The 13,704-nt window shown below is 66.0% G+C and carries 14 protein-coding genes; 4 read left to right on the plus strand and 10 right to left on the minus strand.

Annotated elements, in window-relative coordinates:
• Positions 1-88: 88 nt before the first annotated feature.
• Positions 89-1,378, minus strand: a complete 1,290-nt coding sequence (locus tag AC1DVV_RS14970) for an ABC transporter substrate-binding protein (protein ID WP_477701675.1) — start codon at positions 1,376-1,378, stop codon at positions 89-91.
• Positions 1,379-1,429: 51 nt separating this feature from the next.
• On the minus strand, positions 1,430-1,678 hold the full coding sequence (locus AC1DVV_RS14975) for a hypothetical protein (RefSeq protein ID WP_477701676.1): 249 nt from the start codon (positions 1,676-1,678) through the stop codon (positions 1,430-1,432).
• 308 nt (positions 1,679-1,986) lie between these two features.
• Between AC1DVV_RS14975 and AC1DVV_RS14980 the strand changes: the two genes are divergently transcribed.
• Positions 1,987-3,015: a LacI family DNA-binding transcriptional regulator gene (locus tag AC1DVV_RS14980; protein ID WP_477701677.1), complete on the plus strand. Its 1,029-nt coding sequence runs from the start codon at positions 1,987-1,989 to the stop codon at positions 3,013-3,015.
• Positions 3,016-3,144: 129 nt separating this feature from the next.
• On the opposite strand, the gene AC1DVV_RS14985 is transcribed toward AC1DVV_RS14980, so the two are convergent.
• The 5 genes from AC1DVV_RS14985 to AC1DVV_RS15005 all read right to left on the minus strand — a co-directional run bounded on the left by AC1DVV_RS14985 (position 3,145) and on the right by AC1DVV_RS15005 (position 7,139).
• The gene (locus tag AC1DVV_RS14985; protein WP_007863796.1) at positions 3,145-3,306 is read right to left on the minus strand and encodes a hypothetical protein; all 162 of its coding nucleotides are present in this window, start codon (positions 3,304-3,306) and stop codon (positions 3,145-3,147) included.
• Positions 3,307-3,382: 76 nt separating this feature from the next.
• Entirely contained in the window at positions 3,383-4,219 is an 837-nt protein-coding gene (locus AC1DVV_RS14990) for an amidohydrolase family protein (RefSeq protein ID WP_477701678.1), read from the minus strand.
• 3 nt (positions 4,220-4,222) lie between these two features.
• Positions 4,223-5,251 carry a tripartite tricarboxylate transporter substrate binding protein gene (locus AC1DVV_RS14995; RefSeq protein ID WP_477701679.1) on the minus strand — a complete coding sequence of 343 codons (1,029 nt, stop codon included), beginning with the start codon at positions 5,249-5,251 and terminating at the stop codon, positions 4,223-4,225.
• Between the two features lie 34 nt (positions 5,252-5,285).
• The gene (locus AC1DVV_RS15000; RefSeq protein WP_477701680.1) at positions 5,286-6,035 is read right to left on the minus strand and encodes a GntR family transcriptional regulator; all 750 of its coding nucleotides are present in this window, start codon (positions 6,033-6,035) and stop codon (positions 5,286-5,288) included.
• Between the two features lie 141 nt (positions 6,036-6,176).
• Positions 6,177-7,139: a Bug family tripartite tricarboxylate transporter substrate binding protein gene (locus AC1DVV_RS15005; RefSeq protein ID WP_477701681.1), complete on the minus strand. Its 963-nt coding sequence runs from the start codon at positions 7,137-7,139 to the stop codon at positions 6,177-6,179.
• Positions 7,140-7,398: 259 nt separating this feature from the next.
• Between AC1DVV_RS15005 and AC1DVV_RS15010 the strand changes: the two genes are divergently transcribed.
• On the plus strand, positions 7,399-8,127 hold the full coding sequence (locus tag AC1DVV_RS15010; RefSeq protein ID WP_477701682.1) for a hypothetical protein: 729 nt from the start codon (positions 7,399-7,401) through the stop codon (positions 8,125-8,127).
• Between the two features lie 13 nt (positions 8,128-8,140).
• Here AC1DVV_RS15010 and AC1DVV_RS15015 read toward each other — a convergent pair whose 3' ends face one another.
• Positions 8,141-8,974: an aldo/keto reductase gene (locus AC1DVV_RS15015; protein ID WP_477701683.1), complete on the minus strand. Its 834-nt coding sequence runs from the start codon at positions 8,972-8,974 to the stop codon at positions 8,141-8,143.
• A gap of 144 nt (positions 8,975-9,118) precedes the next feature.
• Between AC1DVV_RS15015 and AC1DVV_RS15020 the strand changes: the two genes are divergently transcribed.
• Positions 9,119-9,430 (plus strand): cupin domain-containing protein, encoded by a 312-nt coding sequence (locus AC1DVV_RS15020; protein ID WP_477647520.1) that lies wholly within the window; start codon positions 9,119-9,121, stop codon positions 9,428-9,430.
• A gap of 28 nt (positions 9,431-9,458) precedes the next feature.
• Here AC1DVV_RS15020 and AC1DVV_RS15025 read toward each other — a convergent pair whose 3' ends face one another.
• Both AC1DVV_RS15025 and AC1DVV_RS15030 read right to left on the minus strand, forming a co-directional pair.
• A complete protein-coding gene (locus AC1DVV_RS15025) occupies positions 9,459-10,532 on the minus strand; it encodes a DUF6352 family protein (RefSeq protein ID WP_477701684.1) in 1,074 nt (357 codons plus the stop codon).
• Positions 10,533-10,544: 12 nt separating this feature from the next.
• Positions 10,545-10,697 carry a hypothetical protein gene (locus tag AC1DVV_RS15030; RefSeq protein ID WP_457281310.1) on the minus strand — a complete coding sequence of 51 codons (153 nt, stop codon included), beginning with the start codon at positions 10,695-10,697 and terminating at the stop codon, positions 10,545-10,547.
• 174 nt (positions 10,698-10,871) lie between these two features.
• On the opposite strand from AC1DVV_RS15030, the gene AC1DVV_RS15035 reads away from it, so the two are divergent.
• Positions 10,872-13,259: a DUF6600 domain-containing protein gene (locus AC1DVV_RS15035; protein ID WP_477701685.1), complete on the plus strand. Its 2,388-nt coding sequence runs from the start codon at positions 10,872-10,874 to the stop codon at positions 13,257-13,259.
• Positions 13,260-13,704 lie beyond the last annotated feature (445 nt).

Raw genomic sequence — 13,704 nt, forward strand, 5'->3', positions numbered from 1 at the left:
TGACACCGCGGAACTGGCTCCGCCAGGCCGCAGGTGTCGCCCCCTGCAAGGGGGAGGCGCGCACGCAGTGCGCGCCACGGGGGTGCGCCTATTTTTCGGCTTGTTTTACCGCTTCGGCCATGTCGGTGCCGATTTTGGTCACGGCCTCATCCACGCTGATCTCTCCCACGATGGCCTGGGTGACCCGGGTTACGGTCGGCAGCATCAGGGCGCGGTTGTACTTGTAGCCTTGCAGCGCGTAGGCCGGCGGCACGATGGTGGAGGTGCCGCTGGTGAACACGCCGAGCGCGGCACGCGCCGTCGGGCCGGCGCTCGGGTAGTCCACGCCTTTTTTGGCCACGCCTGCATGGGCCGGAATATTGTTGGTACGGGACGCGAATTCGGCGACATTGGCCTCCTGCGCCATGAAGTCCAGGAAGCGGCCCACTTCTTTCGGCGACTTGGTGGTCTTCAGCGCCACCCAGGCCGCGCCGCCGGGCATACCCGAGCAGGCAGCCGGGCCACAGGGATTGGGCACGGCGACCCAGTCGAAGGCGTTGCCGATTTCCTTTTGCATGCGGTTGATCTGCCAGGAGCCCGACAGGATCATCACCACGCGGCCGTTCTTGAATTCGCCCACCGCATCGGCATAGCTGGAGCCGCCCGAGCCGCCCCAGACGTCTTTGAGCATGGTGCCGTCCTTGTGCCAGGCAACGAACTTGCCCACGGCGGTCTTGTAGCCGGCATCCACCGTGAGGTTTCCCTTGGCGTCGAAAATCTTCGCGCCATAGCTGACGGCCGGGCCGGCGAAACGGTGGCCCGAACGGTCCCAGGCCATGGCGGCCGGGGTCTGCGTAGCCTTGGCCACCTTGCGCGCCGCATCGGCCCACTCTTCCCAGGTGGCCTTGGGGCCGGGCATCGGCACCTTGGCCTGCTCAAACAAGGTCTTGTTGACGAAGGGGCCGGTCATGGTCATTTGCGACAGGAAACCGTAGATGCCCTTGTCGCCCGCCTTGTTGCGCATCCAGGGCAAGGTGCTGCCGAAGTTGTCTTCCCAGTACTTGCGGTCCTTCACATAGGCACTGATGTCGATGTAGTTCTTCGACAGGCCGCCGATTTCGGCGACACGCGCGATGTCGGGGCCCTGGCCGGCCGCGAGCTGGACAGGCAATTGCTCAACCACCGTCTTGTACGGCACCACGTCAAGGATCACCTTGGCGCCGGCGTTCTGGGCTTCATAACGCTTGATGAGGTCGGCCGTGACATCGCACTCATTGCCGTCCTGGTAGCACATGACGCGGATGTCGGCGAAGGCGCTGGTAGCCAGCGTGGCGACGGCGGCGCCCAGAAGGCCGACGCGCGTGGCGCGCCTGGCGAGAAAACGAAGCTGGAAGTTCATGGTTGTCTCTTTCTGGAAAAAAGGAAGGGAGGGGCCGATCTGTCGTCGGCTTCAGGAATGCGCGTCGGCCGCCGACGCAAAGGCGAAACCTGATGGCGTCTCGCGCCAGTCGCACAGTGCAGCGTCGATGAAGGTGCCTTGGGCACGCGAGCCGAAATGGGATGCAAGGCGCGCGACGGAACGCAGCGCGGCATCCACTCCATCACCGGGCAGCATTTCCCCGATGCGCGGAGACGGGTCGAGCAAAAGCACCGGCAGAGGCTTGCCGTCGCTGTGCGTGCCGCTAGAGGTGAAAACCATGTCGTCTTGGGCCGTTGGTTTGCGATCGTTATCGGTTTTGGCTATTATGGCAAACGTTTGCCAATGCTTGGCAATCGTTTGCCATACTTGTCAGCTGCAGTTTTCTCGGTTATATGTTTTGTCTTGGCCCGCACTAATCGGGCCACCGATCGGCCACCGCCCTCGGCCCTTGTTTTCCCAAAATACGACCCATCGATGCTTCGCTTTCCACTCGCCGGGCTCCCGCCTGGCCATCCACATGTCCGGCCTTCGCGCCAACCCGTCATTCGCTGCGGCGTCCAGACCCGGCAGGCCTGCCGCCCGCACCGATGACCGACGACACCCCGCGCAGGCGCAAGGGCGTCGGCCCGGTTTCGCTGAGCGAAGTCGCTGTGCAGGCCGGCGTCTCAATCTCCACCGTCTCGCGCATCGTGAACGGCGAGACCCGGCGGGCTTCGCCGGAAACGCTGGCGCGCGTGCGCGAGGCGATCAAGACCGTGGGCTACCACCCCAACCAGCTGGGGCGCGCGCTACGCAACCGTGAGAGCCGCCTGGTCGCGATGCTGGCCGCCAACCTCGACAACCCGGTGATGGCCACGCTGGCCGCCTCCACCGAGGCCGCGCTGCGCGAGGCCGGCTACACGATGATCCTGTGCGACACGCACGACCGGCCGGAGCTGCAGGACGACTATCTCAACGCCATGCGTTCGCAGGTCGTGCAGGGCTACGTGATGGTCGCGGCCCAGCCCAGTGCCGGCCTGCGCGACTTCGTGGAGCGCGGCGCGCCGATGGTCTTCGTGAGCCGGCGCAGCCCGTTCGGCACATGTTCCTTCGTGGGGCCGGACAACCTGGCGGCCGGCGCCGCCGCCGCAGACTACCTGCTCGACCGCGGCATCGACGCGCCGGCCGTGGTATTTCCGTCGCGCGGATCGTCCACTACCAGGGAACGCGTGCAGGGCTTCTGCGAGCGGGCCGGCGCCAGAGGCTTGTCAGCCGACCGGATCCGTCGGGTAGAGGCCCCAGGCATCTCGCACCTGGAAATCGGCTACGCCGCCGGGGCCCAGTTCGCGGCGCCCGGTGCCTGGCCGCGTGGCGCGATGTGCATCAGCGACCAGGTCGCCTATGGATTGCACCGCGTGGCCCGCGAGAGCGGGATCCGGGTGCCCGGCGACTGCGAGCTGGTCGGCATCGACGGCAACCCGATCAATGCCTGGCTCGCCCCGTGGCTCACCTCGGTCGAAATTCCGCATCAGGATTTCGGACCGGTCATCGTGGACCTGATGTTGAGCCTGTGGGGTGGCGAAGCGCCACGCGAACGCCTCATGCCTCACCGCATAGCGGCTGCGCTTGAGAGCTAAAACAGGCCAGGCCTGAGCCGCCGTGCCCATGCTGTTCATTCAGGCGCGTGATCCCAACGGCATAAAAAAAAGCGCCCCCAGGGCGCTTTTTTTGGATGCAGCCTCAAGGGGCCGCATCAGCAGACCGGCTCAACCCTGGTGAGGGCGCTTGCCTGGGTTCTTTTTGCTGCGGGTGTGCGAACCGCGCTCCAGGCTGATCTTCTGGCCGCGGCCGGTCGTGATCGTGTAGCCCTTGGGAGGGACTGGCTTGGGGGCGCAGATGTCGGCTTCGACTCTGATTTTCTTGGGCATGGAAGACTCCGGGTTAAAAATGGCGTAGCCCGTGATTTTAAGCCACTCCGGGGCTGCAGGCCTCCCGCCGGGCTTATCAGGCGTACAAGGCGGCCGGCGCCTGCTCCCGGACGCACTGTGTTTGGGCCGCCGCCAGCGTGCGCGCCACGGGCTCCCAGGTGCTGGCATAGGCGGGGAGCGCGTCGGGTGCAAAGGCGGTGTGCGGCCAGTCGGAGCCCCAGACCATGCGCCGCCCGAACAGCCCCGCGACCTTGCGGATGGTCTCGTCTAGCGTCTCATACGGCGCCTGCGCCCCCAGGCGGTACCAGCCCGAGAGCTTGACCCAGGCGCCCTGGTCGGCGAGCTGCTCCAGCGCCAGCCAGGCCGGGTGATCCGGAGGAACCCCGGCGTACATGCCGGCGAGGTGGTCCAACACCGCCGGTACCGGGCTGGCCGCATGCAGGGCCGCGATCACGGGCAGGTCTTGCGGTGCCGCATACCACTGCACATGCCAGCCCAGCGCACGCAAGCGCGGCGCCAGGGCCTGGAAGCTGTCCCGTGCACCTTCACCCTCCCCGGCCTTGAGGCTGTCTCCGACGGGAGACACCAGGTTAAAGCGCACACCCCGCACGCCGAGCGCATGCATGGCCTGCAGCGCCGCGTCGTCGATGAACGGCGGCAGCACCACCACACCGCGGTGGCGCCCGCCTCCGGCACGCAAGGCGTCCAGCAGCACTGTGTTGTCGGTGCCATAGACGCTGGGCTGCACCAGCACCAGGTGGCCAAAACCATGGCTTTGGGCCAGTTGCTCGATGTCCGCCAGCGGCCGGTGCGCGGGCCGGTAGTGGCCTGGCGCAACAAGCGCAGCGGCGTCAAAGACGTGGACGTGACTGTCCCAGCCGGGCGCCACCAGGTCAGGCGTGGAACTCTGCACCGCTTAACCCGTGGTGATCTTGCGGTCTTTGATGATGCGGCCCCATTTGAGCTGCTGGGCCTTGAGGAAAGCCTGGGTCAGGGCTTCCGGGCCATCGGGAAAAGCCTCGCCGCTCAGGCTGCGAATGCGGCCCAGCACTTCGGGATCGCCCATGGTCTTGCGGATGGCGGCGATCAGCGCGGCCTTGGATTTGGCGTCTATACCGGCGGGCGCCAGCACCGGGTTCCATTCGAGCACTTCATACGCAGGCACGCCGGCTTCTTCCATGGTCGGCATGTCGGGCAGCGATCGCGTGCGGCGGCGGCTGGTCACCGCCAGCGGACGCAGCCGGCCCGACTGGATCTGCCCCAGCGAGGAGGCCACGTTGGCGAAGAACAGCGGCACCTGGCCAGCCATCACGTCGTTCATGGCCGGGCCGCCGCCGCGGTAAGGCACGTGCACCAGCTTCACGCCGGCCAGGTCTTCAAACAGCGCGCCAGCCAGGTGCTGGGCCGAGCCGTTGCCCGAAGAGGCATAGGCAATCTGCCCGGGTTTGGCCTTGGCCAGGCGTATCAGGTCCTTGACGCTTTTGGCCTCAAAACCGGGCGTGCACACCAGCACGTTGGGGAACTGCGCCAGCACGGCCAGCGGCGCGAAAGCCGTGTCGGTGTCGTAGGGCAGCTTGGGGTAAAGCGCGGGATTGACGGCGAAGGACGAGGCATCGACCAGCAACTGCGTGCCGTCGGGCACGGCGCGCGCCACCTGCGTCGCGGCGATCTGGCCGCCGGCGCCGGGCTTGTTGTCGACCAGCACGGGCTGGCCCAGGAACTCGGCCATGCGCGGCGCGATCAGGCGCGCCATCAAGTCGGCGCCGCCGCCCGCGGCATAGGACACGACCAGCGTGATCGGCTTGCCGCCGGCGATCTGGCCCGCGGCATGGGCGGCAAAGCCCCAGGGGGCGACGACGGCCGCGCCCGCGGCCTGCAGCACGAGGCGGCGCGAGCGGTTCAAAGGTTGCACTTTGCTTGCAGGGCGGTTGCTTGGGTGTGACATGGTTTTCTCCAGTTTCGGTGAGGGGGCTGGGCGTTCAGGTGATGGTGACGGTGTAGTGAAAGGCATGGGCGTCGCCCCGCGTGTAACGCACTTCGACGCAATGGCCGGCCAGGTCGTAGGCGCAACGCGTGACCAGCGCACAAGGATGGCCGGCCGACAAGGCCAGGTGGCCGGCCTGCGCCGCCGTGAGCGCGCCGAAACTGATTTCATCGACCGCGCGGGCCACGTGCACGCCGCAGCGCTCGGCAAACATCGGATAGAGCAGGTCGCCCCAGCTGGCGATATCGCCCTCGGCGAGCCCGGCGAACAGGGCCGGCGGCAGCCAGATTTCTTCATAAACACAGGGCTGGCCCGAGAGCGAGCGTACGCGTTGCAGCCGCAGCGCCATATCGCCGCGTGCAAGGCCGAGGCGCCGCGCCACCTCGGCGGGTGCGACCAGCAGCCGGCGCGAGACGATGTGCGAGGCTGGCACTTCACCCGTGCCCTCGCCGAAGCGGAAAAACCGCATCATGGTGCCGCCCGTCATGCCGGCACGCACAAAGGTGCCGCGGCCGTGGATGCGTTCGATCAGCCCCTGGTCGGCCAGCAGTTCCAGCGCGCGGCGCAGCGTGCCCAAGGCCACGCCGTGCTCGGCGGCCAGGGTCTGCTCGGCCGGCAAGGCGCTGCCTGGCGGCCATTCGCCCGCCACCACGCGTGCGCGCAAGGCGGCGGCCAGGGCGGCATAACGGCTTTGGCCCGGTTCGGTGGGCACCAAGGTCAGCGAAGGGTTTGCTGGAATGGCCATGATTGATCTAGTCCTATAGATGACTAGATCATGTCACGTACCCGGACTTTTGCCGCCTAGGGTTTACACGGAGCGCTGCGGCCCATAAAAAAAGGCGGCGCCCATCGGGGCGCCGCCTTGCGCGAAAAAGCGTGAACCAGCTTATTCGATGGTCGCGCCGGAAGCCTGCACGATGCTCTTCCACTTCAGGTAGTCGCTCTTGAGCAAGGCGGAAAACTGCTCGGGCGTCATGTTCTGCACTTCGGCGCCCTGGGCGTGAATGGCCGCCTTCATCTCGGGTGTGGCCAGCAGCTTGTTGACCTCGGCATTGACGGTGGCGACGATGTCCTTGGAAGTACCCGCCGGCATGAAGAGGCCATACCAGGTGCTGACATCAAAGTCCTTGTAGCCCAGTTCCGCCACCGTAGGAATGTCTGGCAGCGAGGTGCTGCGGCGGGCCGACGTGACGGCCAGCGGGCGCAACTTGCCCGACTTGATCTGGGCGATGGCCGAAGGCAGAGACGACACCATGAGGTCCACATTGCCGGCCAGCACATCCATCATCGCGGGGTTGGAGCCCTTGTAAGGCACATGGCGCAGCTTGATGTTGGCGGCGGTGTTGAAGATTTCGCCAGCCAGGTGAATGGTGGTGCCATTGCCGGGCGAGCCATAGGTGATGGAGTCAGGCGCGGCCTTGGCTGCGGCCACAACGTCGGCCAGCGTCTTGAAGCGCGACTGCACACCGGTGACGATCACGACCGGTGTGTAGGCCACATGGGCGACAGCCACCAGGTCTTTGGTCGGGTCGTAGCTCAGGTTTTTGTACAGCCAGGGCGCAACCACCAGATTGTCTTTCTGGCCCATCACCATGTCGTAGCCGGTGGGCGCTGCGCGCACAGCCTCGGCAATGCCGATGGTGCCGCCGGCGCCGCCGCGGTTGTCGGGCACCACGGTCCACTTGCTGGCCTCCGTCAGTTTGGTGGCCACCAGGCGTGACAGGATGTCGGTGCCGCCGCCAGGCGGGAACGGAACGATCAGGCGTATCGGCTTGGCCGGGTATGTCTGGGCCTGCGCCGCACAGAGCACGAGCGCGAGGGCGATGAACGACAAAAATTTGCGAAGCATGGGGGAAGGTCTCCTTATGGGGCTTGCAAGCATAAGGCGAATGAAAAAGACGCATCCGCTTGCAGCCGGTTTGACCTTCAATTTTATTCGCCGGCCTGTCTATGCAACGCGGCGGTGCCGCGCGGCCCGGCCGTGATCCGAGGGGGCTGGCGTCTCGATCGGCGATGGCGCGGACGGGGCTGCAGTACCTGCCGTGCACCACCTGTGCCGCCGCAAGCGCCGCTTATGATCAGCCCTTTAAAAAATAAGGAGGCCTTGCATGTCATCAAACTCTTCCGCTGCGCCATCGATGGTGCGGACCGGCGCCAAAGCCGGTGTGGCGTTTGCCGGTTCTGTCGCAATGGGTGGTTTGCTGGCTTTCCTGCTGGGCGGTGGCGTGTTCTTCTTCTACCTGAGCCGGCTGTCCGGCCCTGGCATGCCTGCCGCAGCGCACGCAGGCGGCGCCGGCACCGTCCTCGCCTTGCTGTTTTCACCGCCCTTGCTGGTCAGCATGCTGCTGCTGGCCTTTGTTCCGATTTACCTGATGCTGGGCGTGGCGCGTGGCCGCAGCCGGGCCATACAGCAAGTCGTGATGGGCCATGGGGAGGCCATGTCGCAGCGCCTGACGGACGCGATTGCCGCACGCATCGAGGCCATGCCGCGAACCAAAGGCGCGCTGGAGCGGGTGTCAGAGATGCTGTCGGCCGATGCCATTGGTCAGCAATTGGCGCCCGTGCTGGGCCAGGGACGCGCCGTGCGCGGCATGATCAATTTTGTGGTGAACCGCCTGCCGCTGGCTGATGTACTGGCGCAATGGCAGCAGGCCCGCGCCGCCGAGGCCGCACCTGCGCCAGCACCAGGTGCGCCTGATCCCGTGTTGCGCACGCTGCTCGCGCAGCGTATTGGCCAGACGCTTCAGGATGCCGCCACGCCTTCCCGCAAGCCGCTCTACATCGCCATGGCCGTCCAGGCGGCCTTGCTGGCAATAGGGATGTGGCTGACGCGTTGACCCCTGGAAAGGTCTAGATCATCTCCAGCGAGGTGGCGCGGGAAGGCGGCTTGAACAACACATCCAGTTCAGCCAGTTGTTCATCGCTGAGCCGGATCTGCGCCGCCGCGGCGTTCTCGCGCAGCCGTTCCGGATGGCCCGTTTTGGGAATCGCGATGACGCCGTCCTGCGCCAGCACCCAGGCCAGCGCCGCCTGAGCGGGTTGCATGCCGTGGCGCACGGCGAAGCAGGTCAGGCCTGCATGGCGCAGCAGCCGCGCCTGCTCAATCGGCGAATAGGCCATCACAGGCACCTTGCGTTCGCGTAGCCAGGGCAGCAGATCCCACTCAATGCCGCGGCGCGTGAGGTTGTACAGCAGCTGGTTGGTTTGCACGCCCTGACCGCCGGGCACTTGCCACAGCTCCTGCATGTCGGAGAGGCCAAGGTTGCTCACGCCGTAATGACGTATCTTGCCGGCCTTTTGCAGCGCCATCAAAGCCTGCATGGTTTCGGCCAGCGGCACCGAACCCCGCCAGTGCAGCAAATAAAGGTCAATGCGGTCGGTGCGCAGCCGCCGCAGGCTGCGCTCGCAGGCGGCCACCGTGCCCGCCTTCGAGGCATTGTGCGGATACACCTTGGTGACGATGAAGGCCTCATCACGCCTTCCCTGCAGAGCCTCGCCCACGAGCTCTTCGGCCAGCCCCTCGCCATACATTTCCGCGGTATCGACCAGCGTACAGCCCAGGTCCAGGCCAAGGCGCAAGGTCGCCAGTTCGCCGGCGCGCCGCGCCGGCACATCGCCCATGTTCCAGGTGCCCATGCCCAAGGCAGGAATGGTTTCGCCGCAAGGCAGCAATACGCTTTTCATGCAAACCATCTTATCGCTGCCAAGTCCTCAACGGCGCGTTTCAGTGATGCGGATACGGAATCAATGGAAGCCGAAGAATTCATGGTTCCTCCGGCCCCGCGACGTAGCATGGCGAAGCTTTCACTGCACCTGATGGAGACCGACATGAAGATCATCCGAAGCAAGGATTTCACCGCAGAACGCGCCTGGGGCGCGTTGACGGTAGCCAATATGCAGGGCATCACCACCCGGCTGCACTGGACCGACAAGCCCTACAAGTGGCATATCAACGAGGGCGAAGAAGTGTTTGCGGTGCTCGATGGCCGTGTGGAAATGCGCTACCGCGACAACTGCGGGCAATGCTCCGTGATGCTGGAAACCGGTGACATCTTTTTCGCGAGCGTGGGCACCGAACATGTGGCCTCGCCGGTGGGCGAGGCCCGCGTGCTGGTGGTGGAAGTGGAGGGCAGCGACTGAAACGATCCGGCTTGATCCGCCCACGCCCCTAGGAAGCTGCAGGCAGCAGCGGCAGGTTCACCAGCAGGTTTTGCGGCTTGAGCCTCACCACCCCGTCGGCGTTCATCATCAACCCCAGGTACACCGGCTTGCCCGCCACATCGCTGCGCATTTCCCGCGTGTCCACGAATTCCAGACGGAACAGGCTGACCAGGCGTTGCAGGCGGTCGGGTGCAACCTCCCTTCCCTCATACAGGTCATTGAGCAAGGCCGTGGCCTCCACGTCCAGCCCCACATGCCAGCGCCATGCTTCGTCGTCCACTTTCTGCACGGGCCGGATAGTGACTTCAACGCCCAGAAAATGTTTCACCCACTTCTGCAACACGCCGGCCAGCGCCTTGAGGCCTGAACGGGCGCGCACCATCGTCAAGACCAGGCCGTGGCTCAGGTCGTTGCTGACCTCATGGGTCAGGTCCAGCAAAAAACGGTGGCGGCCCGGCTGCTGCCAATACGTGAAAGCGTTGTCGTCATTGAGCACCTGCAGTTCAACCACGGGCACCGGCGCCTTGGCCTCCGCCAGGAAGCGGCCGAAGTCGCCCACACCGCCGGTCTCATTGAACATGTCGATCACCTCCTGGTCACCGCTCAGCACCTGGCCGTCCTGTGTGCTGATGCGCTGGGGGCGAAACAGCATTTCAGCGGCGCGCACTTCATACGCATCGGTGGAGCCTTCCAGCAGGTTGTGGACAACTGCCTGGGCGATCAGGTCGATGAACAGGGGCGGTATGTCGATGCGGCCCGTTCCGTCCCGCGGGAACAGGCCCAGGTAGTACGCCTCCAGCGTGCCGGCGGCGAGCAAGCCGTCGCGAAATCGCAAAAACAGGTTGTAGTTGTCACGTGCATCCGCATCTTCCAGAGCCCCCAATTCGGCGGGCGAAACCGGCCGGGACGGCGCGGCCACCAGTGCGGCGTGCAAGGCACGTTCGGCATCGCATGACTCCGCCACCAGCGCGAGTTCGGGCCGCACGAGAAAGAGCCGCAGATAGTCGTCGGAGGGTGCGAGCCAGCCGCGTGCGTTGCGCTGGAGCCGGGAAAAGCCGCTGGAAGGCCAGAAATCTTGCATGGGGCAATCGTCTCATATTGCACGCGCCATTTTTTCGCCGCAGTCCTGTCGCTCCTTTTTTGATAGCTGCTTGCGCCCATCTGCATTGGCCTGCAGACATTTTTCTCTAACAAAAGTGTCATTAACAGAACGATCGGCCGCTGCAGGCATTACATCCCGTTTCATTCCAGCCTTCTGTTTCGCAATCTTTACCGCCTGTTAGCACTCCATCCATCGTCACGCACGTTGTACTGGGTAAGGTCTCCTCATCAGGCGGCGATCACGATGCGATCACGACGGTTACGTCAGCCCGCCTTCCAGTCCATCCATGTCCCGCAAGACAGGAAGAGAGCGTTCAACATGACAGCAATCGACACCGGCGACACAAACGTGTCCCATACCGATCACATGGCCTTCCGGCCTTCGCACCTTTACGGCTACCTCACGCTGCTGGCCTTTGCAGTCCTGCTGGCATTGCTGCAGCCCGTTGCCTGGGCGCAGGAGCCTGCGCCTCAGGGCGCCCAGTTGGATCCACCCGGCCGGGTCGCCCGGCTTAACCTGGCCGAAGGCGCCGTGAGCTTCGCACCGGGTGACGGCAACAACCCGGCAGGAGCGTCGGCCTGGACACCCGCCGTGCTGAACCGGCCGCTGACAGCCGGCGACAGGCTGTGGACGGGCCCCGGCGCCCGCTCGGAGCTGTACGTGGGCTCTACCGCGCTGCGCATGAACGGCCAGACCAGCCTGGATTTCCAGGCACTGGACGACAACACCACCCAGTTGCGCCTGGCCCAGGGCACGCTCAAGCTGCGCGTACGGGCCCTCTATGAAGGCCAGCGGCTGGAAGTGGATACGCCCAACCTCGCGTTTGTGGTGTCGCAGCCAGGTGACTACCGGCTGGACGTCGACCCTGCCGGCAACACGACGCGCGTGGTGGCCCAGTCGGGCAGCGGCGTGATCTACGGCGACGGCGTCGCCCCTGTGACACTGGAAAGCCGACAGCAGGCCAACTTCAGCGGCACGCAGCTCACCCCGGCGGCACCGGGCGCCGCACAGCAGGACAGCTTTGATCTGTGGGCCGCTGACCGCGACCGGCGTGAAGACCAGTCAGTTTCAGCGCGTTACATACCGCGCGAAACCGTGGGCTACCAGCAGCTCGACAGCTATGGCACCTGGAGCCAGGACCCGGGTTACGGCGCCGTCTGGATACCGCGCGCCGTGCCCGCCAATTGGGCGCCCTACCGCGTCGGCCACTGGGCCTGGGTTTCGCCCTGGGGCTGGACCTGGGTCGATGACGCGCCCTGGGGGTTTGCGCCGTTTCACTATGGCCGCTGGGCACAGATCGGCCCGCGCTGGGCCTGGGTACCGGGCCGGCTGGCACCGCGCCCTGTCTATGCGCCCGCCCTCGTCGCTTTTGTGGGCGGCAGCAGCGGCGGTGTGAACTGGAATATCTCCATCGGTGGTTCACCGCGGCCCGGTGTGGGCTGGTTCCCGCTGGCGCCCGGCGAAGCCTTTCGCCCGGCCTACCGCGTGAGCCCGCGCTACGTCACACAGGTGAACCACAACATCGTGGTCAACAACACCGTCAACGTGACCAACATTTACCGCTACCAGCGCCAGCCTGCAGCGGTGACGGCTGTCAGCCGCGAGGACTTCGAGCGCGGCCGGCCGGTGCACGGCAATCCCCACCGGCTGAGCAGCGCCGACCTGGGCCGCGCACAACTCGTGGCCGACCGCGGCGCCCTGCCGCAGCGCCCGAATCCGTCGGAGCTGCACGCGCAGCAGCGCCCCGTGGCCGCCGCCGCATTGCCGCCGCCCGCCGTGGCCACGCGGCCGGTGGTCAGCAGCCGCGACGACCGCGGGGATGATCGCCGGGACGGCCGGCGCGATAACAACAACCGGGACGAGCACCGCGCCGGTCCCGCCGCCGGCAGGGACCACGACGCCCGGTCACAAGCCGCCGCTCCCGCTTCCCCCGCCGCGCCTGTCGGCGCAGCGCCAGCCGCACGGCCCTCGCCCGCACCGGACCGCAGCGCCCTCGAGGCCAGCCAGCGCGCGCAACGCGAGCAGCAGCGCCAGCAGCAGGAGCAAAAAGAACGCCTGCAAGGCCCCCAGCTGGAACAGCAACGCCGCCAGGGCGAAGAGGCCATAGGCCAGCGCGCCCTGCGCGAGCAAGCCCAGCGCGATGCGCGGGCCCGCCAGGAAGCGCAGGAACGCGCCCAGGCCGCGGATGCCAATGCCGATGCACGCGCCAACGCCGACCGCCATGCCGCCGAACAGGCCCGTCGCAGCCAGCAACAAGCGCAGCGCGAACAGCTGCGCCAGCAACAGGAACAACGAGAAAAGCTTCAGGGTCCCCAGCTGGAACAGCAGCGCCGTTCCGGTGAAGAATCCATAGGCCAGCGCGCCCTGCGCGAACAGGCCCAGCGCGACCAGGAAAACACCCGCCAGCAACAGGCCGCGCAAAGACAGCAGCAGCAGCAGCAGCAACACCAACAGCAACTGCAGCAACAACATTTGCAACAACAGCAGCATTTGCAACAACAGCAACAACGTGCGCAGCAGGAGCAGCAGCGCCAGGCCCAAGCCCAGGAACAACAACAGCGGCGGCAACACCAATTGCAGCAACAGCAGCAGCAACAGCAGTCACAACGCGACGCCACCCCAGACAAACCGTCCCGCCAGGCCGACGCAACCAATCCGCGCGGCCAGCGCGGCGAAGGCGGCCCAGGCCGCAACCGCGAGCAATAAAAAAGCCAATACGGGCGCCGGTTTCCTACCGGAGGGGGCACTCTTCATCAAGCAGGGGCCGCGGAACCGGCTTTGCCGGGCAGAACAAGCCCACCCCTGTCCAGGCTCACTTCGTGTAGCCTGCTCCCCCTCAAGGGGGCGGCGCCTAGGGCCGGCAAAGCCGTACCCTCGGCCCCCGTTTGGTTGGGCCCGCTGAACTCTTAAACCAGCAGGGGCCGCGGAACCGGCTTTGCCGGGCCGCAGGCGCAGCGCCCCCGAGGGGCTGGAGCCCGCGGCTCCAAGCCTGCCTGCGCAGGCTTGGACGGGCGACAGAGGCGAAGCGTCTCGCAAGCTGCGGCCTGCAAGGCCTCGCGAACCACACGCAATGGGGAGCGTGGGGGCTTTAGGGGATCACGCAAAACTACTTAAGGGTCTGACCCGGTACCGCCTCGGAGGGTGGGTGGCT

The organism is Polaromonas sp. P3_B4 (assembly GCF_056402835.1).